This window comes from bacterium, assembly GCA_023382385.1.
Lineage (GTDB): Bacteria > Electryoneota > RPQS01 > RPQS01 > RPQS01 > JABWCQ01.
In genome coordinates, this window is the sequence record JAHDVH010000004.1 from 141236 (window position 1) to 165859 (window position 24624).

The 24624-nt window shown below is 54.8% G+C and carries 10 protein-coding genes and 1 pseudogene; 8 read left to right on the plus strand and 3 right to left on the minus strand.

Translation table 11 applies throughout. The features are described from left to right. Nucleotides 1-67 precede the first annotated feature (67 nt). The 8 genes and pseudogenes from KJZ99_10620 to KJZ99_10655 all read left to right on the plus strand — a co-directional run bounded on the left by KJZ99_10620 (nucleotide 68) and on the right by KJZ99_10655 (nucleotide 18526). A complete protein-coding gene (locus KJZ99_10620; protein ID MCL4306360.1) occupies nucleotides 68-4276 on the plus strand; it encodes a T9SS type A sorting domain-containing protein in 4209 nt (1402 codons plus the stop codon). Next, nucleotides 4276-6951: a hypothetical protein gene (locus tag KJZ99_10625; GenBank protein ID MCL4306361.1), complete on the plus strand. Its 2676-nt coding sequence runs from the start codon at nucleotides 4276-4278 to the stop codon at nucleotides 6949-6951. Before KJZ99_10620 ends, KJZ99_10625 begins: the two co-directional genes overlap by 1 nt. Nucleotides 6952-6975: 24 nt before the next feature. Beyond that, nucleotides 6976-8046 carry a sn-glycerol-3-phosphate ABC transporter ATP-binding protein UgpC gene (gene ugpC, locus KJZ99_10630; protein ID MCL4306362.1) on the plus strand — a complete coding sequence of 357 codons (1071 nt, stop codon included), beginning with the start codon at nucleotides 6976-6978 and terminating at the stop codon, nucleotides 8044-8046. Nucleotides 8047-8057: 11 nt separating this feature from the next. After that, on the plus strand, nucleotides 8058-10268 hold the full coding sequence (locus KJZ99_10635) for a hypothetical protein (protein MCL4306363.1): 2211 nt from the start codon (nucleotides 8058-8060) through the stop codon (nucleotides 10266-10268). 4 nt (nucleotides 10269-10272) lie between these two features. Further along, nucleotides 10273-12349 (plus strand): annotated as a pseudogene (locus KJZ99_10640) (extracellular solute-binding protein). Nucleotides 12350-12400: 51 nt separating this feature from the next. Beyond that, on the plus strand, nucleotides 12401-13171 hold the full coding sequence (locus KJZ99_10645; GenBank protein MCL4306364.1) for an ABC transporter permease subunit: 771 nt from the start codon (nucleotides 12401-12403) through the stop codon (nucleotides 13169-13171). A gap of 7 nt (nucleotides 13172-13178) precedes the next feature. Further along, the gene (locus tag KJZ99_10650; GenBank protein MCL4306365.1) at nucleotides 13179-16625 is read left to right on the plus strand and encodes a hypothetical protein; all 3447 of its coding nucleotides are present in this window, start codon (nucleotides 13179-13181) and stop codon (nucleotides 16623-16625) included. Nucleotides 16626-16681: 56 nt separating this feature from the next. Beyond that, nucleotides 16682-18526, plus strand: coding sequence for a hypothetical protein (locus tag KJZ99_10655; protein MCL4306366.1), 1845 nt, complete (start codon nucleotides 16682-16684; stop codon nucleotides 18524-18526). A 72-nt stretch (nucleotides 18527-18598) separates the two neighbouring features. Here the strand turns inward: KJZ99_10655 and KJZ99_10660 are convergent, their stop codons facing one another. The 3 genes from KJZ99_10660 to KJZ99_10670 all read right to left on the minus strand — a co-directional run bounded on the left by KJZ99_10660 (nucleotide 18599) and on the right by KJZ99_10670 (nucleotide 24624). Beyond that, nucleotides 18599-19867 carry a DUF3459 domain-containing protein gene (locus KJZ99_10660; protein MCL4306367.1) on the minus strand — a complete coding sequence of 423 codons (1269 nt, stop codon included), beginning with the start codon at nucleotides 19865-19867 and terminating at the stop codon, nucleotides 18599-18601. Nucleotides 19868-19980: 113 nt separating this feature from the next. Continuing rightward, nucleotides 19981-23010, minus strand: coding sequence for a hypothetical protein (locus tag KJZ99_10665; GenBank protein MCL4306368.1), 3030 nt, complete (start codon nucleotides 23008-23010; stop codon nucleotides 19981-19983). Nucleotides 23011-23022: 12 nt separating this feature from the next. Further along, the gene (locus KJZ99_10670; protein MCL4306369.1) at nucleotides 23023-24624 is read right to left on the minus strand and encodes a sodium:solute symporter; all 1602 of its coding nucleotides are present in this window, start codon (nucleotides 24622-24624) and stop codon (nucleotides 23023-23025) included.

Genomic DNA, 24624 nt, shown 5'->3' on the forward strand with positions numbered 1-24624 from the left:
ACTTTCACACCGGTCGGGGCGCAGGCGGTTGTCTGCGCCCCGCACTGCCCTTATGAGGTGACCCAGTATGATTCGGACAGCCGTTTTATTCTTGATTTCCGCAACTACGCTCTTTGCACAAACGGCATGGTGGGAACCGGCGGCGCCTCGACAAGGTGATGTCGTGACCTTTTATTATGACGCGATCGCAGGCACTCTGCCTGACAACGGGTCGCAAGTTTGGATGCACTGGGGAATTCTGGCCGCCAATGGCAACTGGAGCACTCCGCCGCAAGCGATTTGGCCGGCAGGCTCACAATTGCACTCCGACAATGTCGCCGTTCAAAGCCCGATGACAAACACGGGCAATCAGGTGTGGTCACTGTCAATCGACTTTGACGATTTGACGGAGGCCATCGCGTTTGTATTCACGGACCGGCAGAACAACTGGGATAATAACGCAGGCAATAACTGGTCGATACAGTTTCTGGCCGGGGGGACTGTGTCGTGGTGGACGCCTGCGGAGCCAGAACCCGGCGATGCTGTTACGATTTATTATGATGCGATTGCGGGCACACTGCCCAACGGAGCAACCACTGTCATTCTGCACTGGGGAGTGAATGAAGCAGGTCATGGAAACTGGCGGCTGCCTCCGCAGATGATGTGGCCTGCCGGAACGGTCGCACAGGGACAGGCGGCGCGTTCGCCGATGGTGAATCAGGGCAACGGATTATTCAGCGTGACCATTCAAACGATCGACACAATTTTCTCAATTCACTATGTGACAACAGACGGCACGAACTGGGACAATAACGGCAATCAGAATTGGGACATCTTTCTTGAGGAGCCACCGGTTCCACTTTACTCTCACGTTATTTTTCGCTTCGATCCGCGCTCCGCATTTTCACAGTATAGCGGACAAATCAACTCGCTGAATCTGGCAGGTGCCTTCAACGGGTGGAGCACCAGCGCGACGCCGCTGACGAGGCTGGATGAGTATGGAAACCGCTGGGGCGAGGTGCAAATTCCCGTGGGGGACAATGAGTATAAATTTGTCATCAACGGAAACAACTGGCAGATTGATCCGGATAATCCGCGCAACGCACCGGGCGGATTCAATAATTCACTGTTGACCGTCGAACTGGATTCGCTGCCACAGGTCTTCGACATTCAGCCCGGCGAGAACCGAGTCTTTACATTCGGAGTCCCGCAAACCATAACAGCAAAGGTACGCGGCGGGGACTTGGGGCCGGGGATTCTCGGAACGCCTGTTGTGCGCATCAATGGCTCGATAGTTTCGCCAACCTGGAATCCGGGGACCGGGCAATTGTCCATCGACTTGCCGACCAATATCAATTTAACAGAGGTCAGCATTCAAGCAACAGACAGCGCCGGACGAACGTCGACTCGCTATCTTTGCTATGGATTCGTCGAAGGTGACGGCTACATGGCTGTGGATCCGCGCGAGGACTTACTGTATGAAACAACTGAATCCGTGGACTTACGCAGCTTTGGAATATATTCGAATTCAAATGGCGATGCGCTCGAGATACGAACGCGTTTCCACAGTGCCTTGACTGCGAACACGATGGCGATTCTGACTATTACTGCCGATGAAGGCAACTATAGTGCAATTTCCGGAATGCAGGCGGAATACGAAGTTGCGGGACTTGCATCGGGCGGTGTGGTGATTCCACTTTTGTCTCCGACGAGTCCGTACTTCGATGCGACTATTCACAACCGCATCCACTACGGCGGGATTGGCGGGGAGTCCGTGCCGATTACGGTTCAGGCTTTGGCCAACACGTTTGAATGCCACTTCGAGGTGCGCGATCTGGAGAATGCGCTCGGAAATTACCAAACAGCTTGGAACTACGCCTGTGTGAGTGCGGTGGCCGGCTCATCGGCGGACGGTTATGTTTCGGAAGTTGGCCCAGGTCAAGGTGGAATTGCGGGAATCGAAGAGCCGGACTATTATGACGCGATTCTCTTCATGGCAGACGACGTGCAAAAGAAGAATTCAAAGAACTATGGATTGACACGACGAGTAACGTTTGATGCGCCGGGCCGCGGATTGGCGAGGATTGCACCGGAGCAGATTGGTCCGAATGTCGCACATCCCGGGCCGCTTTGCAGAATTCTGACGCGAGGCGCGCCGACGCGGATTCCCAGCAAGACCATCAGAGGGAGAGTGACTTCGCAGTTCGCGGTCAACAGCGCGTGGGTAATGCAGAATCAGACATTGCTGCCCGTGACGCTGACCGGAGACAGCTTTTCAGTTGCCGTGACGTTGGTCGAGGGAGATAATCTGTTTTCCCTGTTTGCGGTGGATGCCAACAACGATACCGGCCGCTCGGCGCAAATGAATTATCCTCTGCTGGTGGATCATGCGCCTGTTCCGAACATCGTCATCAACATCGGTGATGCCTCTTTTTTCCTTGACGCATCGACATCAACCGATCCGCAAGGCGATAATCTGAGCTTTCAGTGGAGCGCCGATCCGGATAATCCCTCGCCTGTGACACTGAACAACGCCAATAGCGCGCAAGCAAGTTTTGTGATTCCTCAGGTATACGGGGAATACTACTTTGACTTAATCGTTTACGATACGGAGGAAAACGCATCGCGGGCACGGACGTTTGTGCGCGTCGATGCGAACGGACAATCGCCATTCCTGAACAATCAGGCGGCGGAATGGGTGGAGAACGCAATTGTCTATGAAATCTTCCCGCGTGCCTATTCTGCAAGCGGAAGATTGGACGACATCACGGCGGACGTGGGGCGGATCGCTGAACTTGGCTTCAACGCCATCTGGTTGATGCCGATTTTTGAAGGGCCGTCGGATCACGGCTACGAAATTACCGATTACTACACGGTCGAGCAAGACTACGGCACGGCTGAAGACTTGCACGAACTCGTCGCTGCGGCGCACGCGCACGGCTTGCGTATCGTGCTCGACATGGTCATCAATCACACAGGAATCGGGCACCCCTTCATGCAGGATGCCATCCGTTACGGCAGGCACTCGCATTATTGGAATTGGTACGATCGGGATGGAAGCGGCAACTATACCTATTACTTTGACTGGCTGTCGCTGCCGAACTTGAATTTGAATAATCCTGAAACCGCTCGCTACTTCATTGACATGTGCAAGTGGTGGGTGACAGAATTTGACATAGACGGGTATCGCTGCGACGTCGCATGGGGGCCGATGCAGCGCAGTCCGCAATTCTGGGTGGATTGGCGGCGTGAACTGAAGAAGATCAAACCGGAAATTCTGCTGCTCGCCGAGGCGGGGGCCAACGAATTCACCATTTACAATGACCGATTTGACTTATCCTACGACTGGAATCTGCATCACGAAGGCACGGCGGCCTTTACCAACATGTTCCCGGCAATTCCTAACTTCACGAATCTGACCGCGCTGATCACGAACTACGGTTTCCCATGGCCGGAGTACAAGAATCCTTTCCGGTTCATGGAGAATCACGACGAGTCGCGTTACGTCACGATCAAGACTCCGGCTCAGACGAAACTGGTGGCGGAACTCCTGCTTACGATTCCCGGTGTGCCGATGATTTACGCCGGACAGGAGATCGGAGAGACATCGCAGCGCGGCGTGATCAACTGGGGCAGCGATCCAAACGGCATGTTTCCGCACTACTATCGGCTGCTGAACGCACGGAAGCGGCTGCCCGCGATGCGCATCGGAGATTTCGACTTACTGACCACCGACGCGCCGGGGCCGTGTTACGCGTTTGCGCGGACTGGTGAAGGAATGGATCCCGTCATATTCCTTGGCAATTTCAGTTCCACCTCGCAGCTTGTGAATGTAAATCTTGATGCACAATTGCTGGGCATACACCCGGACTCGACGTATGTTGTCTCGGAGATCACAACTTCGACCAACTTCACACGGCTCGGGTCAGAGTTGACGACGATCTTCACGAGTCTCTCATCTTACTCGGGGCGCGTGTGGGTAATTTCCGATTCCGCATTCTCCACAGACGCGCGCGAGCTTCCAGCCATTCCCCGCAAGACGGAACTACTTGCTCCCTTTCCGAATCCGTTCAATCCGGTTGTGACGGTTCCGCTTGAGTTGGCGAAGGCATCGCGAGTGACGTTGCGCGTGTTTGACGTGCTCGGGCGCGAAGCGGCAAGGCTGGCCGACGATATGATGCAGCCGGGTGTTCACGAATTCACGTGGGACGGATCGCGCATGTCAAGCGGCATTTATTTCGTGATGCTACAGGCGGACGGCGTGACGCAGACGAAGAAACTTGTGTTGATGAAATAGTGATAAGAAGAATCGTTTGCCTGCTCGCGATTCTGGCTTTTTCAATCGTGGGCTTGGCACAGACTCAGATTGTGAACGCCGGAGAGAACCGTCCGTTCTTGATTGCGAATCGAGCCGGAACATATCTCTACGGCTCGTCGGGTGACGAATGGGATCAGGGTTGGATGGGGTTGTGGGTGAAGCGGGAACGGGTGGCGGGGCCATTTTCCGTCGTCGACAATAAAGGGCACCGCAGATCGCTGGACAAGGCACGGTTTGAGGTTGCGAAGTCATCTGCAATGTGGCGCTGGGCGGACGGCGGAGAATTCAGGATTTACTTCGAGTCGTATCGGGACTCTCTGCTCTACGAGCCGATAGACTGGACAATTGAGCCGGCAAGCGCGTGGGTTCTGCCGGAGCCTCGAGAGAGACTTGCTGACGCATTTGCAGTTGAAGCGGATCGGCTTCCAGCTTTTTCGGGTACGGAAATCGATCGTGAGATTGTGTGGGCCGAAATTCAACTGCTGAATCTCCTTGCCGAAGAAGATTCGCTGCTTTATGCAGGGATACCGTGGTTTAATGAGGGGTGGGGTCGCGATACATTCATTTCGCTGCCGGGGTTGTTGGTGACGGGGCACTTTGATGCGGCGCGAAAGCTGTTGATGCGATTCGCCGGATGGATTGACCGCGATCCGAGCAGTCCGACATACGGAAGAATTCCGAATCGCGTGCGACCCGGTGAAGATATCGCCTATAACACGGCGGACGGCACGCCGTGGTGGATGCGCGAAGTGTATGAATACGGCCTCTATTCGGGAGATTACGCGCTGTGGGATACGCTGCTCTCGGATGGCGGCGCGCTGCGAGTCGCGCTGGACGCGGCGGTGGCGAAGAGTGACAGCTTCGGGTTTCTGACGCACGGCGATGCGGATACGTGGATGGACGCCGTTGGGCCTAAAGGACCGCACACTCCGCGCGGAAATCGTGCTATCGAGATTCAAGCACTGCATTACGCCGCGCTCGATAATGCCACGCGGATGACGCGCAAGCCGAATCCGGCGTGGAAAGAAACGGCCAATAGGATTCGCCGGAACTTTTTGTCGGAGTATCTGGCATCGGCGGGTGATCATTTTTACGATCGATTAATGGCCGATGGCACGCCGGATACGACGATGCGGCCGAATCAGATGTTCACGTTTACCGCGCCTTACACTCAGCTTGTGCCGCCGCAATTCGAACAAACGGTGACGAGGAAAGTCTCCAGCGAGTTATTTCATGAACATGGTGTGCTGAGTTTGAGTCCGCAGGACACTTGCTTTCATCCGTTTCATCAGGATTGGCACTATCCGAAGGACAATGCGTATCATCAGGGAATTGTTTGGGTGTGGAATTCGGGGCCTGCGAAATCGTTGTTGATCCGGCAAGGGCGCGGCGATTTGGCACTGAAGATGATGGACTACGAAGCCCGGCACATGCGCGAGCGCGGGATGGTGGGATCGCTGCCGGAGTTGTTCGATGCGGTGAAGCGACCCGAGAACAAATACATTGATTGGTCGGGAACGAGTTCGCAGGCATGGAGTCTTGCGGAATTTTTGCGCGCTACATATCAAGACTTTCTCGGCGTTCGTCCGGTGCTTTACGGCCGTGTCGAACCCTTCTGGCTGATCGCGCCGCGGATACCCATGGAGTGGGGATTAGTGCAAGCTCAAGTTACTTGCTCCGGCACTCCGATTGATCTAAGGATGCAACAGTTCAGCGACTCGACTGTCATTGAAGTCAAGGCAATTACGACACCGAAGAGTCCATTGCCCGTGAAATTTTTTGATGTAGCTCGAGGAGTGACAGGAGAGATCAATACGACCGATCCGCTGCGCGTGGTGTATCGCAAAAACGACGGCTATATGCTGGTGGACGGGAAGCCGACGTCGCAGAAGATTCTTGAAGGTTGGCCGTATGATAGTGGCCCGGAGGATCTGACATTCGCTCCGCCAATTACAAAGCTCGACTTTGCATCATTGAAAGACCCTGAATGGAGAGTGCTCAAGGGAAAAGACATTCATTGCGACATCCAGTATTCGCTCTTGATGGATCGCGTTGAGGATCCGGCGGGGGATGATGTCGGTGACGGGAGTTATGTCTATCCGACGGACGAGAATTTCCGCAAGGGGATACTCGATCTGCGGCAGTTTGAAGTGCGTGACGCGAAGGACAGCTACTACTTTGAACTGACGCTTGACAACTTATGGCAACCGGGCTGGCATCCGGAATACGGATTTCAATTGACCTATGCTGCTATTTGTCTGCATTCGGACGGAGCGTCACGCACGGATGTCGGTGCGAACTCCATTGAGACGCTCGACACTCCGTTTTCACGTGTCATTTATGTGGGCGGCGGGGTGCGGATCGAGAACGAGCGCGGTGAGATCGTTGGTGAGTTCATTCCGAGAACCAACAAGGATGCGTTCGGATACGTTTCGTCAGCGACGATTTCCTTCTGTCTGCCGAAGTCGCTGTTTCCGACGCGGGACGAGAGTTGGGAATGGACAGTGCTCTGCGGCGCGCAGGATGATCATGGCGGTGCTGGCATCGGAGAGTTCCGCGCCGTAGTTGCCACCGCGGAACGCTGGAGCGGCGGAGGGAATTCAGGCGGTGGATCACACATTTACGACCGACTCAGCACGCTCGCGCAAGAGTGACCGGTCAAAAGCGAAACTTCAGACATGGCAAGTATAGAACTTCGGAACATTCGCAAACAGTTTGGCAACGCTTTGGTTCTGCACGATATCAGTTTCTCTGTCCGGGAAGACGAGTTTGTGGTGCTGGTCGGACCTTCCGGCTGCGGAAAGACGACGATTCTCAGAATGATTGCGGGACTGGAAGCGCCGACTTCGGGAGAGGTCTGGATCGGGGGCAGGAATATCACCAGCGTGCATCCGCGCGATCGCGATATCGCCATGGTGTTTCAGAGTTACGCGCTCTATCCGCATCTGAGCGTCTATGACAACATGGCCTTCGGTCTAAAGATGCGCAAAGTGCCTGCTGCAGAAATTGACTTGCGCGTGAAAGAGGCCGCCGAGTTCTTCGAATTAAGCGACCTGCTGCAGCGCAAACCCAAGCAACTTTCGGGGGGACAGCGGCAGCGTGTGGCACTCGGGCGCGCCGTCGTGCGGCATCCATCGGCATTTTTGTTTGACGAACCACTTTCGAATCTCGACGCGAAACTTCGTGCACACACTCGAACCGAGATTTCCCGACTTCACAAACGTCTTAAGACGGCCATGGTCTACGTGACACATGATCAGATCGAAGCAATGACTCTCGGAGAACGAATCGTTGTGCTCAAAGACGGTGTCATCCAGCAGATTGACTCGCCGCTGAATGTTTACAGAAGGCCGGCAAACAAGTTCGTCGCCGGATTCATCGGTTCACCTGCCATGAATTTTATCGCGGGGGCGCGCGACGGCACGCACTTTCGTTCGGCAGCACTGCATTTTCCATTGCCACAGACTCTCTCAAGCGGAACGAACAAACTGACGTTGGGCCTACGTCCCGAACAGATTGGCGTGGGGGCGAAGGGAAACGGAAAAGTCGGATTCAATCTTCTGGTGGACGTGGTCGAGCCGATCGGCAATGAGTTGCTCGTTTACGGAAGGATCGGAGATCAGGACTTGATCGTTCGCTGCGATCCGCGCACCGAGGTGATGCCGGACACAACATTGCCGGTATACTTTGATCCGAACGCAGTTCATTACTTTGACGCAGACAGTGAGCAATCGCTGCTGCGTGACTAACATTTATTGAGATGCAACAGCTACTCTTCACTCTTGCACTTCTTTTCACTATCTCCATGGCACAAGCGGGACAGCTGTATCTGAACATAATCTGGCATCAGCACCAACCGCTGTATTTGAATCCGGAAACCGACGAACTCTCGGGGCCGTGGGTGCGCACGCACGCCACCAAGGACTACTACGACATGGCGGCACTGCATGAACAGTTTCCCGAGATTCATGCGACGATCAACTTGACCTCTTCCCTGCTCTATCAATTGCAGGATTACTACGTGAATCGTCTCGGCCCATTGGTCCGGATGGGCGAAGACGGAAAGCGTGAGTTGGATGCCGCGACATATTTCGCAAACTTCTACAGAACCGATCCCTGGATTGACCTTGCTCTGAAAGCTACCGATAGTTTTTCCGATGCGGACGTTGCAAAGTTGATTTCTGAGCCATGGAACGCTTTTGGTATTTCGGAAATACAAATTGCGAAGTTCCCGCAGTATGAGGCGCTGCGGGCGAAGGCTCGCGACAGTTTGACCACTGACGATCTGCGCGACATCAAGTCGTGGTTCTTCACGGCGCACTTTGATCCCGACTTTCTGCGCGGTTCTGCGGGCATTGATGTGAGTCTTGCTGATCTGATTGAAGAGCGCGGAGGAAAATTTTATCTGCGTGGGAAGGAGCATTTCAGCGAGCGCGACGCGAATAGATTGGTTGCCGAAGCGGCGCGTGTGGCAGAGGAGATCGTGCCGGTTCATCAACGGTTGCTGGCGAGCGGGCAACTTGAGATCATCACAACGCCATTTTATCATCCCATTCTCCCGCTCCTGATTGACAGCGATGTGGCAAAAGTGTGTCAGCCGAAGAGTGAGTTGCCTTCACGCTACGCCTATCCGGAGGATGCGCACGCGCAGGTCATCAAAGGAATCAGTTTTTACGAGCGTCTATTCCGGAGAGCGCCCCAAGGGATGTGGCCTGCGGAGGGTTCCATTTCGCAGGGTGCCGCGAATGTATTTCGAGCACACAACGTGCGCTGGATCTGCGGAGACATGCATGTCTTGATGCGATCCAAGCCCGAAGGACTCGATGTCGCCAAACCATATCGAGTCAAAACCCCCGACGGCGATGTCGCAATCGTGTTTCGTGAAACCACACTTTCCGATCATATCGGTTTCACGTATCAGAACATGAAGCCGGATGAAGCGGTTGCGCATTTCACAAAGGAGATTCTGAGGTATGTGCCAAAGGAGAGCCAGAGCGACCGACTGCTTACGGTGATTCTGGATGGAGAGAATGCGTGGGAGTGGTATCGTTATGACTTGGACGCCAAGAGATTCCTGAACGGACTGTATGCGAAACTGACCGAACTGCGCGAGGAAGGGCTTGTCACCTGCGTCCATCCCACAGAGTATTTTCGCGGCAATCCCGAGCGCGGCATTCCTGCGCACCCGATTGAAGAGTTGACAGAAATTACCGAGTTGTGGCCCGGATCGTGGATCAATGCGAACTACGACACTTGGATCGGTGAACCCGAGGAAAATAAGGCCTGGGAGTATCTGCTCAAGGCGCGGCGTGCTCTCGAGAATTCGGGCTTGAAGCAACCGGATCCTTATGCGCCAATGGAGAAGAGTGCGCAGGGCGCGGCAATCTATCGCGCGTACGAGGCAATGTACGCAGCTGAGGGATCAGACTGGTTTTGGTGGTACGGGGCGGATCAGAGCGCGCCGGCCGGTGATCGGCCATTTGAAGAAGCATTTTTCGCGCATCTGCGCGCCGTTTATGGACAGATGCGCGAAGCCGGTGTTGATATCGAGACTCCCGAGCTTGAACCAATCCTCAGTCAGGCGAAGATTGCGACACAGGAGTCTGGCGGCGTCATGCAGCGCGGAGGCGAGATGCGCCGCGTGAGGTTCGAATGCGATGCGTCTTCCGAGCAGGTCAGCGTCGCAATATTCATCGTCGGTAATCAGTCGGCGCTTGGTGACTGGCAGCCAAACATTGTGCGCTTGCGCGATGACGGTGCGGCGGGCGACCAAACGGCTCAAGATGGCATATGGTCTCTGGAAATCGAATTGCCTTTGGGAACGGAAGTGCAGTATAAATACACCAATTCCGGCGACGCAGGTATCTGGCTGCCGTCCGAGGAGTTTCCCCAGTCAAATCGTGCATTCACTGTGGACGGTGCATCCGGGGAAGTGATCGTGCATCGTTCTGTGTTTGGGGTGCGTGATTGACGTGATGCGATTTCTGTTAGCCGCTCTTGTGCTCCTTGCCGGATGCTCGCGCGATGACGGCATCGTTCGCTTGCAACTCTGGCATCAAATGCAGCCGGAAGATCGCGCCGTGCTTACGCGAGTGATTCAGGCCTATAGTGCGACTTTAGATTCGGTCAGAATCGAAGTGATCTATAAGGAGACTGAGGAGTTGCGTTCAAACTTTCAGTCTGCGGCGCTTGCCAAGCTCGGACCGAGTCTTGTTTACGGTCCTTCTGATCAGGTCGGACCGCTGGCAACAATGCGCTTTGTGCAGCCGCTCGATGCCTACTTCACGCCAGAAGAGTTTGAACGGTTGGATGATCGCGCTCTGGTGAAATTTAAGGGTCATACATATCAGATTGCAGATCGAATTGGCAACCATCTGACTTTAGTATACAACAAGAAGCTGCTCCCGACACCGCCGCAAACAACTGACGAGCTGATCAAGATGGGACAAGCGGCGACGAAGGATTTCAACGGTGACGGGGTGACGGATCAGTGGGGACTTGTGTGGAATTTCACGGAGCCTTTCTTCTTCATTCCCTGGTTTTCGGGATTCGGAGGATGGGTCATGGACGAGGACGGTCACCCGTCGCTCAACTCGCCTGCAGCTGTGGAAGCATTCAAGTTCGTGCGTTCACTTCGCAGCCAGTACAAGATCGTTCCGCCGGACTGTGATTATAATACAGCGGACGCGCTGTTCAAAGAGGGCCGTGCGGCGATGCTCATCAACGGGCCGTGGTCGTGGAGCGGTTACGGTGCTGCTGGTGTCGATTATGAGTTAGCGCGCATTCCGATGGTTTCTTCTACAGGATTGTGGCCCGCTCCGATGGTGTCTCCGCTGGGCTACTCCATTAATGTACGCGTCGAAGGTAGAGAGCTTGAAGAGACAGTGAGACTGTTGAAGTATTTATTGAGTGACGATGTTCAGCAGCAGTTTGTCGAAGCAACCGGGATCATTCCGAGCAGCTTGAAAGTGCGGGCGGACTCATCTTACGTCTCGCGTCCGCACGTCGCGCAAAGTCTTTCTCAGTTCGAAGTGGGCAGGCCGATGCCAATTGTTCCGGAGCTGCGCGCGGTGTGGGATGCCATGCGTGCATCCTATCAGTCCGTATTGGGTGGAAATCTTTCACCGGAGGACGCTGCGAGGAACATGCAGAGAGACGCCGAGCAGAAAATTCGGGAGATGAATGAATAGAGAACGGAATTTCGCGCTTTGGATGGTGGCACCTGCGGCAATCGTGGTTGCGCTGGTCGTTGTGTGGCCGTTCGTCTACAACGTGATACTGTCGTTCTCCAATATGAGTCTGCTGCATATCCATGATTGGGAGCTAATCGGACCGCGTCAGTACGAGAAGGTATTTTCCGATTCCGCCTTTTATGGAGTCCTCGGAAAGACACTTGTCTGGACAATCGTCAATGTCTTCTTTCATGTCACGATCGGTGTTGCGCTGGCGGTTATTCTGCACGAGAATGTGCCGGGACGTAGGTTGTTCCGCACCCTGCTCATCCTGCCGTGGGCGATTCCGGCCGTCGTGACGGCTCTCACGTGGCGCGGCATGTTTCATTACGAGTACGGGGCAGTCAATCTCATCCTGACGAAGGTCTTCAGCCAGACGCCGATTCAGTGGCTCAATGATCCCATCGGCACATTTGCTGCATGTATTGTGACCAACGTCTGGCTGGGATTTCCGTTCATGATGGTCGTTGCACTGGGCGGGTTGCAGAGTATCCCAAAAGAGCTTTACGAGGCGGCAATGATTGACGGTGCGAGTGCATGGCAGAGATTTCGGACGATCACACTTCCGATGCTGGTGCCTGTCTTGACGCCCGCGATTATTCTTGGGTTTGTGTGGACCTTCAACAAGGTGGATATTGTCTGGCTGGTTTCCAATGGCGGAGAGCCGGCCGACCAAACTCACATTCTTGTTTCCTACGTTTATCGAGCGGCGTTTAACCTTTACCGCTACGGATATGCTGCAGCCGGTTCAATGATTATCTTCCTGCTGCTTGTGCTGTTCTCTGTTACCTTCATGCGAAAACTGCAGGCAAAGGCTTAAGCCGTGATCAAGAAAGTCATACTCTTCACGATTCTTGCGGTCATCACGGTAATGACACTATATCCGATATTAACGGTGGTCACCGTGTCCTTGCGTCCGGCGGACAAACTGCTCTCGACCTCGCTTGAGATCATTCCGGAAGACGCCACATTCCGGAATTATGTCACCCTATTCACGGACAGGCCGTTTGCCAGATGGCTGCTCAACAGCACATTAGTGGCTGCGGCGGTCACTATCTTTGCGACCGCACTCGCTTCAACGGCAGGTTACGCTTTTTCGCGTTTCAGGTTCCCCGGCTACAAGGTGGGCATGAGCCTGCTCCTGATAACACAGATGTTTCCGGCAACGATGCTGCTGCTACCGCTGTTCTTGATGCTTGCGAAACTCGGCTTGATCAACTCGTATATCGGCTTGATGGTCGTCTATTCGGCAACAGCATTGCCGTTTACGGTCTGGCAGATGAAGGGCTATTATGACACGATTCCTCCCGAGCTTGAAGAAGCGGCCATGTTGGACGGTGCGAACAGGTTTAAGACGTTCTATCTCGTGATTCTGCCGCTTGCGGCGCCTGCGCTGGTGATTACGGCGCTGTTCAGTTTTCTGACGGCATGGAGCGAGTATGTCGTGGCCGCGCAGGTTCTGCTGACAGAGGACATGTACACATTGCCCATCGGTCTCAAGCAGTTTCAGTCCAGCATGACAACAGAGTGGGGGCTGTATGCGGCGGGGTCGATCGTCGTGAGTATTCCGGTGATAATATTGTTCATGAAATTGTCCAAGTGGCTGGTGTCCGGCTTGACGCTGGGAAGTGTAAAAGGATAGTTTGCGTATGAAGAAGATGATCTTGCTATTGCTGTGTATGGTTGGAGTCACAAGTGCGGATGTGAGTTACCGCGACACTCCCTGGAAGCTCGAGCATTGGCTTGCGAAGGATGAGATCAATGACGTGGCACGAGGTGACGTTGACCTTTGCAACCTATTCTACCGAGAGACCGAGGACTCGCTCTATTGCAAGACCACTATTCGGGAGAGTTGGATCGGCCGGTGCGATGTCAGATGGGAAGTTCGTGATGCAAAGGGACTCATAGCCCGCTTGACAAGCGGAGGCACCGGAAGTGCGGCCGTGCGCGAACAGACCTATCGCGGAGTGCTTGAGTGGGCCATTGCGAGGCCGGATGACTGGGCAGGCGTGAACACGATTCGCGTCGAGACCTACAACGCAAGTGTCATCCATGACAAAATCGAATGGACTCGTGACTCTCATCGATCATTAGACGGTGACGTTGGCAATTGCGCGTTCGTGCATCACGGAAATCAAGGCTTAACCTATACAGACGTGTTTCGCGGGCAGGACGGCAGTGAAGGTTTTGACGAAATCCTCGAATTGCACCAAGCACGTAACGCTCCGGGAAACTTTCATCTTTCTGGAACGCTGATCACCGCGGCGGACTGGTATGACCGACCGTTTCTGCAGTGGCTGCGTGATGGAATCACCGAAGGTTGGGTGGCTATGCTTGGCTCAGCCTACGCACAGCACATCATGCCGTTCGTTTACAATAACATGAACAACTGGGCGGTCAGTATCGAGCAGGATCTGATCGAGTATAAGCTTGGCTACTCACCTCGCGTGGCGTGGATTCCGGAACGCGTCTGGCTTGCCCAAGGGCACTATCCCGATGCAGGGTTAAACGATTCATGGCTCGGCGACAACTGGACGCAGCACGGAATTGACGCGGTGATTCTTGATGACTGGCCGCACGTGGCGGGTTATAGTGACCGGAAGATTCATTGGATGAATAACGGCTCCGGAGTTGTCTTGCGTGTGATTCCCATCGACGGCGAGTTCACGGGCAACTGCCACTATAATCCGGGTGCTGCTATCGCGCAGATTCAAGGCACGGGCCGCTACGGAATTATTGTTTATGGAACGGATTGGGAAGCCGCCGCGGAGATGGCGGACTTTGACTGTCCGGACTGTCTTGAGAACTATACGCAAGTGCTTAACTGGGCTGCAGACAACTATCCCGCTGTCGATATTTGGAAGCTTGACGACGCACTAAATCACGGAGACTTTGCCGGGAACGGAATTGAAGTAGGGAACGGAACGTACGGATTGATCGGTGGGAACAACGGATACGGCGGAACGAACAATAGTTGGTACACACACTGGGCGGGAACGGCGTCGCTGTCTGACTTTCATGCGCCCGCGTGGAACTACGGTCAAATCTGGACAACCGTCTACAATCAGGTCAACGGCGCTCCGAACAACACTCTGTCAGAGACCGCTTGGTACGTGATGATGACGAATCTGCACGAGACGGCGTGGCACGACTACATGGGCGGGCCGATCAGCGGCTGGCAGCATCGCTATAGCGCGCATATCAAGAACGCGGCAGTGTATGCGGAAGCCGCACGCTGGGCGGCGGGGCTGTATGCCAACACGTGCGGAGCATTTTTCAGCGATATTGACGTGGACGGTATCGAGGAGCTTGTCATACACAATGACCGTGTCTACGCGGTGTTCGAATCAATTGGCGGTCGTGCACAATATGTCTTCAGCAAAGGACCGGGGGGAGAGAATTTCTCAATTGTCGGGAGCTGCAACACATACTGGGCGGAGACGGATGGCGACTATGACGAACCTTCCTCGAACAATCATCAGGCGGCCTTTGCAGACGTGAGTCCGACCTATCGAAACGATCTCTACACATTGTCGATCGACCAGAACTCGAACGCATTTGCGAAGATTAGAATGAGTTTCGGGTCTGTCGAAAAGACGATCGAGGTGTCGTCCGGCACTCCGTATTTGCAGGCGAGGTATGACGTCGGTAATCAGGACTGTTACATTCGGCATGGCTTCAGTCCGGACTTGCTCGGTATGATTTGGGATGCGGAGATGCAGCGACTTTGGGATCCTGATCAGGCCTATTCGGGTTTTCGCAATCCGAACAGCGGCGCGACAGGAGCTTTAATCAAGAACAACGGCGGCACGACGCATGTCACCGAGTTCGCGGGTACGCTGCTGCGCGGCGATGAGTTGCGGGGAAGCGGAGAGTTTTCGTACCTGCTTTACGCCGGTCCAACATCCGCGCCGGACGTCAACGGACGCGTGGCGGAACTTGAGGCGTTGACGTCACTCAATCTCGATGTCTATGGTCCGCGCCTGAACGCGCAGGCGGCTTTTATCAACTCCACCACAATCGAACTCTCATTCAATGAAGCCGTAAATCAAACGCTTGCTGAAACGCCGGCCAATTGGGCTTTGTCGGGTTTCGTCGTACCGCATAGTGTTGTCGCAGCAGTCCGGCAAGGGGATTGGACGCGAGTTCGGTTGACCGTCTCTCCCAATCTCGCGGGCGGAGAAAGCGGGGTTGTGTCGGTGATAAACGTCACGGACATGAGTGGTAATGTCGTGAACCCGGACTTTGACGAAGCACTCCTTGCAGTTCCCAACGGACTGACACCGCATACCATCGTCATTGACGGCACGCGTGATTTTGATGTGGCGAATGAATGTTTGATTGCTGCGGCGGATACGCTCACAATTACATGGGATTCGCTTGCGCTTTACATCGGTTACTGGCGCAAAGACTTGAGTACGGGAGATTTGTTTGTCAATATTGATACTAATCAGCAGCCGAATTCAGGTGCGGCGACCGACTCGTGGGGCCGCGTTCTCTTTGCGAATCCGTTCCGGATTGAATATCAAATCGCCATTGAAGGCGGACCGGGCAACATTCAAGTCAACCGTTGGACCGGAACAAGCTGGATCTATCAGCAGTTTGGGCAGCACGGTGCCAGCAGCTATAACGGTTGGTCGGGCAATCCGTATACGGAGATGCGCATCCCCTGGTCTGACTTGGGAAGTCCCGTCGGGATAGCGCTGTCCGTACACGTCACGCAGGAGGACAATCAGATCACGACGCGTGCGCTGCCGCAGGCAAATCCAGTAGGCAATCTGGTAACGCTTTCCCATTGCTATCGCATCTATGCTCCGTATGCCTCCGGTCCGTTGCCGCTGATGGGCGCGCGGACGAAAAACATTCTGTCCGGTGATTTGATTGAACCGGAGTTATCGATTAACGGCGAATCCGGAGTTCCCAGATTGTTCTGGGCGCCCGTGCAGGGTGCGCATAGCTACGATATTTATCGCGCCGCAACGTCCACCGGAACGTATGACTTTCTGGGGGAAACTTCACTCACGACATTCGACGACTTATCCGTCCTGCCCGGCGATCGAGCTTTCTACGTCGTGCGGGCGCGCGGCGGGATTTAAGAACTGCTTACATTGATACCATTTCATTTTCTGATGACACACTTACAGGAGACACCATGAAACACATGCGCAGTATGGCTTTTTACGCGGCGATGCTGATTGCCGCGATCGCAAATGCGGTGCCCTCGTTTACGCCGATAATTGACGGCATCAAAGACGCGGGCTGGGGAAACACTCCGGATCATTCGACCACGTCGCAGGCACTGCCGCTCGAGTTCAACCTTGACGGTGGACTGTACGTGACGGACGACGCTGAGTGGGTCTATTTCGGATATGATGCGGACAACGATCCGTGGGTGGATGGGAAGAGCGTGCACGTCCACATCGTTTTCGACGTGGGAAGCACGGCTGGAGGCGGGACGTTTGCTTGCTGGGGCGCGAACAATGTCGCGTATACGATGGCGTTCAAGCCCGAATACGATCTCGTGATGCAATGGAACACAACGGACCAGAACTCACAATTCACGGGGTTGAACACGTGGACGATCAACACGTGGGTGCAGCAGCCTGAGATTACAACGGATGCCGGCGGAGGCAATCAGTGGACGGAGGTCGCAATTCGCAAGAATCAGATCGGCACACCGGGAGCCGGCGCGACCCTGAATATCTCAATGTGGCTGAGGCCTGCATGGGATACGCAAGGCGGTGTGGCCTGTCTGCCGGCGCAGGCGAATTTCCCAAGCGACAACGGCGCAGTAGCGCGTGCGCTTTCGGTGCAGTTCCCCTATACTATTCAGGCTGCATTCGGTGATGTCGTGGCGCCGCGTTTGATCTCAGTGCATCAAATCGATCGCCGCTCAGTCGAATTGTTGTTCAATGAACCGATGCTGCTGGCTTCACTGAACAATTCGTCCAACTACATTCCTCACGGCTGGCCGTTCACTGGATTCCGTTACGTCAACAATCTGACCGTCGGAATCTACAACTTTGCGGGGTTCACGGATGGATCGCAGTATGGTATTTCGCTAACGGCAGGCATCCGCGACTTAGCAAACAATTCGATTGATCCGAACTTTGATTCGCTGTCGTGGACGTCGCCGATGTATGCGGACGTGCTCTTCCGTGTCGAAGATCCCGGCATGACGCACGACACGATTTATATGAAAGGGTCCTTTAATTTCTACCGCGAATACGACGCATTCTGGTCAGGCGGGAACTACCAGCTCTACGACGACGGCACGAACGGCGACCTCGTAGCCGGCGACCACGTATTCTCGCGCCTCTTCGAAATGGTGCCGAACGGCGGGGCCGTTGACTTTGAGTGGGGCTGTGTGGATGAAGCAGACAACTGGCTGGTGGTCGGACCCAATCAATCCTTCACGTTGTTTGACGACACTGATATCACTGTGACGTATGTGATTCCCAATCCGACTGCAAGTCCTGTGACCGTGACGTTCCGTTGTGATGTGGAGTGTCTGCTCGGTACGGGACTTACTGTGGACAGCATCACAGTCGCGGGCACGTTCAACGGGTGGGCCGGTCAGCGTATGGATGACGCTGACTTGAATCAGCAATATACTCTCGATGTGTTGTTCCCGGCCGGTTCATCGCGCAGTCATGCCTTCAAGTTCCGTTATCACGTTGCAGATGGAACCGAGTGGGAACACATCGGTGACCGTCTGTTTGAAGTGAATGACTCCAATCCAACGCAAGATTTGGGGAACATGTTCTGGGATAACTGGGTGTGCGCTCCGTACAATCTGACCATCCATAGCGAGGGCACAAATGCCGTTCTGCGTTGGGACGGACCGGCTCGCGCCACGTTCGACGTGTTTGGTCATACATCTTCCGACGGCATTCTCGAGAATGGAAGTATTCTCGTCAACACGCCCGATCACACTTACACCGTGACGCCACTGGGTAACCAGCAGTTCTTCCAAGTGCGCGCGGTCGCTCCATAGTCAGCACCATAGATGTTGAAGAAAGCCGTGGTCAGATTGGCCACGGCTTTTTATTGTGACCAAACAGGTGCACTATTCGACTGATTCAAACACTTTGGCGACTCCGGCTGCAAGCGTCATTGCTTCATGCCCGGTCAGTGTGGTCGTCTCTTCCGTCAGGACTTCGCGGTAGTTTCCGGCGATTGACTCATCAGTCAAGGTGAAGTTGACGCCGGTCTGCGACGTGTTGATGAGAATGACGAGTCTTGACGTGCCGCTCGTTCGCTGAAAACACATGGCAGCGGCATCGCCACTCGTTTGCACGCGCACGAGCGGAGCGCCGTGCGCGCCGTTGCGCAGCGCGGGATGCCGGTGTTTCAGGGCAACTAACTTCTGATAGAACGCCGCATAGTCATTGCTCGCCCAGTCAATGGAGTCTTTTTCGAAGAACAGCAGGCGGCGGTTGAAGCCTGCTTCCTGACCATTATAGATAAGCGGAAAGCCGGGAGCAGTGAATGCCAGCACGGCGAAGGGTTTTGCGGCATTGCCAAATCGCTCAAACTCGGTGCCGTTCCACGAATTCTCGTCATGGTTACTCGTAAAATACATTCGATAGGCTTCCGCGGGATACGCTGAGCGATCCCGTTCAAAATAGGTAAACAAGTCGTTGACTACACGTTCGCCGCGAGCAACATCCACGCATTTATGGAAGAATTCCCAGCCGTATGTGGCGTGAAATGCGGAGTGATACTCGGCGGCTTCGTGCTCGGCCAGCATGAAGACGGGCTTCAGCTCGAATAACTGCCGCGTTGCCTCCTGCCAGAACTCGAGCGGAACCATACCGGCCACATCGCAGCGATAGCCATCAATGTTTGATTCGCGCACCCAGAATTTCAAGGACTCAATCATCCAATCGCGAAGATCAGGATTGTCAAAATTGAAGTCAATCACGTCCGACCAGTCCGGAACAGGCGGCACGAAGTTCCCCGCGTTATCGCGCGTATACCATTCCGGGTGCTCGACCGTCAACGGATTGTCCCACGCCGAGTGATTGGCAACCCAGTCGATAATCACTTTGAAGCCCAGTTCATGACATTGCTGCACGAGTGCCCGCCAGTCGTCCATCGTTCCGAACTCCGGATTAACGGCGCGGTAATCGCGCACAGAATAGTAACTGCCGAGCGAGCCTTTCCGGTTGAGTTCACCAATCGGGTGAATCGGCATGAACCAGAGAATATCGACGCCGAGTTCGCGCAATCGCGGCAAGTGTTCCGCGAATGCCGCAAATGTTCCCTCCGGTGTGAACTGCCGCACATTCACTTCATAGATGACCGCATTGCGCGACCATTCCGGCGGAGTCATGTCCGGCGGCGGTGTGACGGTGTCGGTGGACGAGGCTTTGCAGGCAAACAGGACGAAGAGCGCAAGCAGCGCGAGAAGAGTGACTTTCATAATGGTCATTTCAGTCATTAGAATTAGAACTGGATATCCACCCAATATATCGCATGTGAGACTGCAACGGAGTCGGTGAAACTCAAGCCGTCCGTCGTCCCCAGAAGAAGCGGTTCAGCCGCAAACGACGCCACGCGCCAGACGCGATAGGCCTGCGCCAATTCACTGCCCTGCCAGCGGAGTGTGACCGTTGAACCGTCTGTTGCCAGAGTGAGGTTGCGCGGTTTGAGATGCAGCACGCGGTATTCGCTGGCTTCAATGCTCCCGTTGGGAATGCTTGCCGAGGGAATCTGTCCCTGCAGAGTTCCGCCGTTCGGGCTTTGATAGCGCGCGAGACACACAAAGACCGAATCGGGCGCATCGCTGAATTCCTCTGCGAGATTAAGCGATCCTTCCACAATGGTTCCTGACGAGGCGAGTGCAACGGAACCCTGAGCATCAAACCAGCCGCGCCACCCGTTGGACTCTTCATTGCCAATATACGCGCTCCATGCGGCAACTTGTCCGGACTTTGCCCAAGGTGCGGCTTGAAGAGCCGATGGAGATTGGGCAACAAAGAGGAAGCGATCATAACCCGTGCCTTGCGCGCTCTCCGTTGCCAGATAGAGATTTGAACCGTCATAATCGGCCCACAGATGCATGGCACCATCTGTTCCAATCTCCACCGACCCTGCGTCGCGCACGCCGTCCATGACAAAGCCGGGTGATCCTGAAGGAATCACTGTGATGTGCCAATCCTGTCCGAAGTTGTTGTCCCAGTTTCCCAAGTTGTCGCGGAAAACAAAGTCCACAGATGTTGCGCCGGCAGGAGTATTATAGGTATATCTCCACGCACCAGCTTCTGTGTCAAAGATCATCTGCGGATCGGGAGTCAGGATGCCTTGCCAACCTGAGTGGCCGATGTGAATATAGACGGGATTTGAATTAGGCGGTAATGTGCCAAACGCGGCATCGTAGTAGATGGTCACGCTTGAACCACCTTCGGGAGTCTGCGGTTGCCACCAGACACGATCGTCGCCGGTGCTTCCCTGCCCGGTTCCGACATACGTGTGATAGATGTCAGAACGTTTCGTATTGCCGGCGCTGTCCCACGCCTGTACAAAGTAGTCCAACAGCACTCCGCCGGAATCCGTGACTTCACCGTCAGTGAGATGATAGGTATATTGCTGCGCAATGCGCGACGGGAGTTCATCGAAAACGATATCACCGTAATTATACGGATTGCCTGCGGGGAAGTTTCTGCGGGTCATGGCGCGTGTTCTCCAGGAGGTTACCTCCGCACCGCCTGCATAGGTTTCGTTCTCAAATGATGCGAGTGGATTCTCACCGTCGTTGTCCAAGCGGTAGTAAAGCGAACATGCTTCCACCCCGCTGTAGTCAGCGACAAATGTCCAGACGCGAAAATCGCGAGGATTCTGAACTTGTTGATAGCCGTGCAGCGGACCGAACCCAAGCTCGCCCGGATTGTGCGGCCACTGTTGAAGTGTCCAGATAGTAGGAGGAGTCGCGTCCGCCGCGCCGCCGATGACTTGCTCTGCGTGCTCGAGCGCCGCGTTGCACGCGACGACGGGTTTCATCTCCATGTCGAGTGTCGTGCCGTAATACATGTAGCCGGAGTTTAATGACCCGAGAAGAAAGTGCCACGCGAGATCAAGCGATGTCGGAGGGTTCGTGCGCGGATTCTGAATTGCGGGAATGTATGACGGGCCGGAAATGTCTTCAGCAGTCAGCACCACATTGGTTGCGGCCGTAATCACCGCCCAATTGTGCGCATCAATCGCCCAGCCGTTGTCAATATCTATTTGTCCGATTGCCGAGTGCGGCGGCCACATCCAGTTGGGAAAGTCGGGATCTCCGAAATCACCATCGGCATTAATCCATGCACCGTCTTCGACGTGAACGATGTCACTCAGCGCAGGAGCATGGTCGGCCAGATACTCCGGCACGGTGGTAGGTTCATAGCCGCGCGCGACCGCCTGACTTGTGAACTGCGACACACTTTGCATATAGTATGAGTAACCGCCCCCGAACGCATTGTCGCCATCGTGACCAAGCGTAACGAGCATCGGTTGAGTGGGATCGTTCCAACCCGCAATGAGGTCAATGTCATCGGGGTTATACATTTGATAGCCGTCCTGCCAGCTCATCGACATCGCGACGGGAATCACGACTATCGTGTCGGCAAGTCCGGTGTAGGCATCCACGTGGATCGCGCGATGCGGCTGAAACGCGAAGGGCACGGCATCCGTCGGCGAACAACCGCGCGAAATCGTTTGAGTGCGCCAGTTGTTTTGCGGGGGGTTCAATTGATCTGCGCGATTCGGCGGATTGCAGTTCTCCCCTCCGGTGCCGAGTGTCAAAGAGAAATTGCTGCAGGCGCGGGAAAGATGCGTGGAAGCGATGAACGTCCATTCGAGTCCGCAGTCGCGCAGAACCGGAATAATTCGTTGACTGAATGCAATCTCCGGTGGGAAGAATCCTTTGCTTTGAGGAGGTGACGCCCCCCAGACGGTTGCATAGACGTTCTGATAGATTTGAATGTCTTTCTTGAGAACTTCCGAATCTATCAGCGGCGCGAAGCTGTGATGATAGGAAATCACCGTCATCTCGAGTCGAGGATTGCCGCCGGTAGTCATCCAGTTCCGCGCAGTTTGAAAGTGTGAGTTCCATGCCGCCGTGTAGCCGCCGAAGTTCGTTGCGGCAAGGCTTGCCACATTGCGAATCAGCCCACCGGAGTAAGTCACTTGTGCTCCGGCATCCACTCCGCTCATAGTGGCTATTGAGTTCTTGGGGCGATCTTGATAGGCCGCAATTCTGTCGGCGACTGTGAAGATTCCCGCGACATCATTTTCCGGATGCGTGGCTCCTGCGTTGCGCCGCCAGATGGACTCCATCGCCGTTTCGTAGCCCGAACCGTAACTCGTCGGAGCGGGCCAGTAGATCGGCTGCTCAAGGTGCCAAAGATAGGTCGTGTGCACCGGCGCGGCAAACGCGGCGGAATACAAAATCATCCATGCGAAAGTCAAAACATGCAGCAAGCGAGCGCGAGACATACAATCAATCCTTTAGAAGAACAGGCCCCAAAGCAACAACACGAGTGAAACAAGCAACACGCTCCAGCCGATATTCAACCGATGCAACCTGGGGTCGGCGGTCTTCCTATCGGCAAGGGGAGTGTATTTGAACGTCAGTCCCGACAGAGAAGACATGCCGGGCGCAGGTGTGGAAAGACTTACAGCAATCAGCACAATCGAACAGATGATGAACAGAAACGTTGCAAAATGCAGGAAGTTCATTTCCACCATCCAGCGCAGCGGGCCTTCGGCCAAAGCAGTCTGCTTGTGAATCAGCTCTCCAATCAGGCGGGTTGCGCCAAGCACGAGGCCGGTAAGCAACGCAGCAATCGCACCTTTGCCGTTGGCGCGCGGCCATAGCAAGCCGAAAATGAATACGGCCGCAATCGGAGGGCTGATGTAGGCTTGCACGCTCTGCAGGTAGACGTAGAGCTGTGACGAGATTACCTTGATGAACGGCACCCAGAGAATGCCAAGCAGAACCACCACTCCGGTGGCAACTCTACCGACGGTGACCAGCCGCTTTTCAGGAGTATCCGGTCTAATCTTCTTATAGATGTCCATTGTGAAAAGTGTGGACGCACTATTGAAGCACGACGCCAGCGAGGACATTAACGCGGCGAGCAAACTGGCAATCACGATTCCTTTCACGCCAGCCGGAAGCAGGCGCGAGACCATTTCAGGATAGGCCTGATCACCTGCGACCTCAGGATAGAGCGCATGCGCAATAACGCCGGGGAGAACCAGAATGAAAACCGGCAGGATTTTCAGGTAGCCTGCGAAGATCGCGCCGCTGCGAGCCTGCTCCAAACCTCGCGCGCTCAACACGCGCTGCACGATATACTGATCCGTGCACCAATACCATATCCCGAGGATCGGCGCGCCGAAGACAATTCCCGTCCACGGAAAGTCGGGATGATCCATGGCTTTGAACATACTCCAGTACTCAGGAGGCGTGGAGGCGACGAGATTATCCCACCCGCCGACTTCACTCAATCCGAGCAGCGTGAGTGTCAACGCTCCGCCAATCAGAACTACCGCCTGCACAAGCTCGGTGTAGATGACGGCTGTCAATCCGCCGATCACGGTATAGATGCCGGTGGCGACGACCATGACAATTGCGGACGTGTAGATGTCCCAACCGAGCAGGACATTCAAAAGGAGCGAACCTGCCAGCAACGTGACGGATACTTTGGTCAACACATAGGCGACGATCGAGACGCCGGTCAAATACCAACGACTTGCGGCATCGTAGCGGCGTTCGAGAAACTCGGGCATCGTGAAAACCTGCGAACGCAAATAGAACGGGGCGAAGACCCAACCGAGCAGGAGGACGATGAGACAGGCGAGCCATTCGAAATGTCCGACGGCCAAGCCGCCTGCAGCTCCTGAGCCTGCCAGTCCGACGAAGTGCTCACTTGAAATGTTGGTCGCGAAAAGGGACGCACCGATCGCAAACCACCCGACATTTCGGCCCGCAAGAAAGTAGCCTGTCGTATCCGACTTCCGACGGCGGGCGAAGTAGATTCCCACCGAAAACACCGCCGCGAAGTAGATGACGATGATGATGAGGTCCAGCGTGGAAAGGCTCAT

Coding starts and splice junctions, on each gene's coding strand:
- KJZ99_10665 (MCL4306368.1), bottom strand. CDS start 23,010: ATGTCTCGCGCTCGCTTGCTGCATGTTTTGACTTTCGCATGGATGATT.
- KJZ99_10645 (MCL4306364.1), top strand. CDS start 12,401: ATGACACTATATCCGATATTAACGGTGGTCACCGTGTCCTTGCGTCCG.
- ugpC (MCL4306362.1), top strand. CDS start 6,976: ATGGCAAGTATAGAACTTCGGAACATTCGCAAACAGTTTGGCAACGCT.
- KJZ99_10650 (MCL4306365.1), top strand. CDS start 13,179: ATGAAGAAGATGATCTTGCTATTGCTGTGTATGGTTGGAGTCACAAGT.
- KJZ99_10620 (MCL4306360.1), top strand. CDS start 68: ATGATTCGGACAGCCGTTTTATTCTTGATTTCCGCAACTACGCTCTTT.
- KJZ99_10635 (MCL4306363.1), top strand. CDS start 8,058: ATGCAACAGCTACTCTTCACTCTTGCACTTCTTTTCACTATCTCCATG.
- KJZ99_10655 (MCL4306366.1), top strand. CDS start 16,682: ATGAAACACATGCGCAGTATGGCTTTTTACGCGGCGATGCTGATTGCC.
- KJZ99_10670 (MCL4306369.1), bottom strand. CDS start 24,624: ATGAGCCTTTCCACGCTGGACCTCATCATCATCGTCATCTACTTCGCG.
- KJZ99_10660 (MCL4306367.1), bottom strand. CDS start 19,867: ATGACTCCGCCGGAATGGTCGCGCAATGCGGTCATCTATGAAGTGAAT.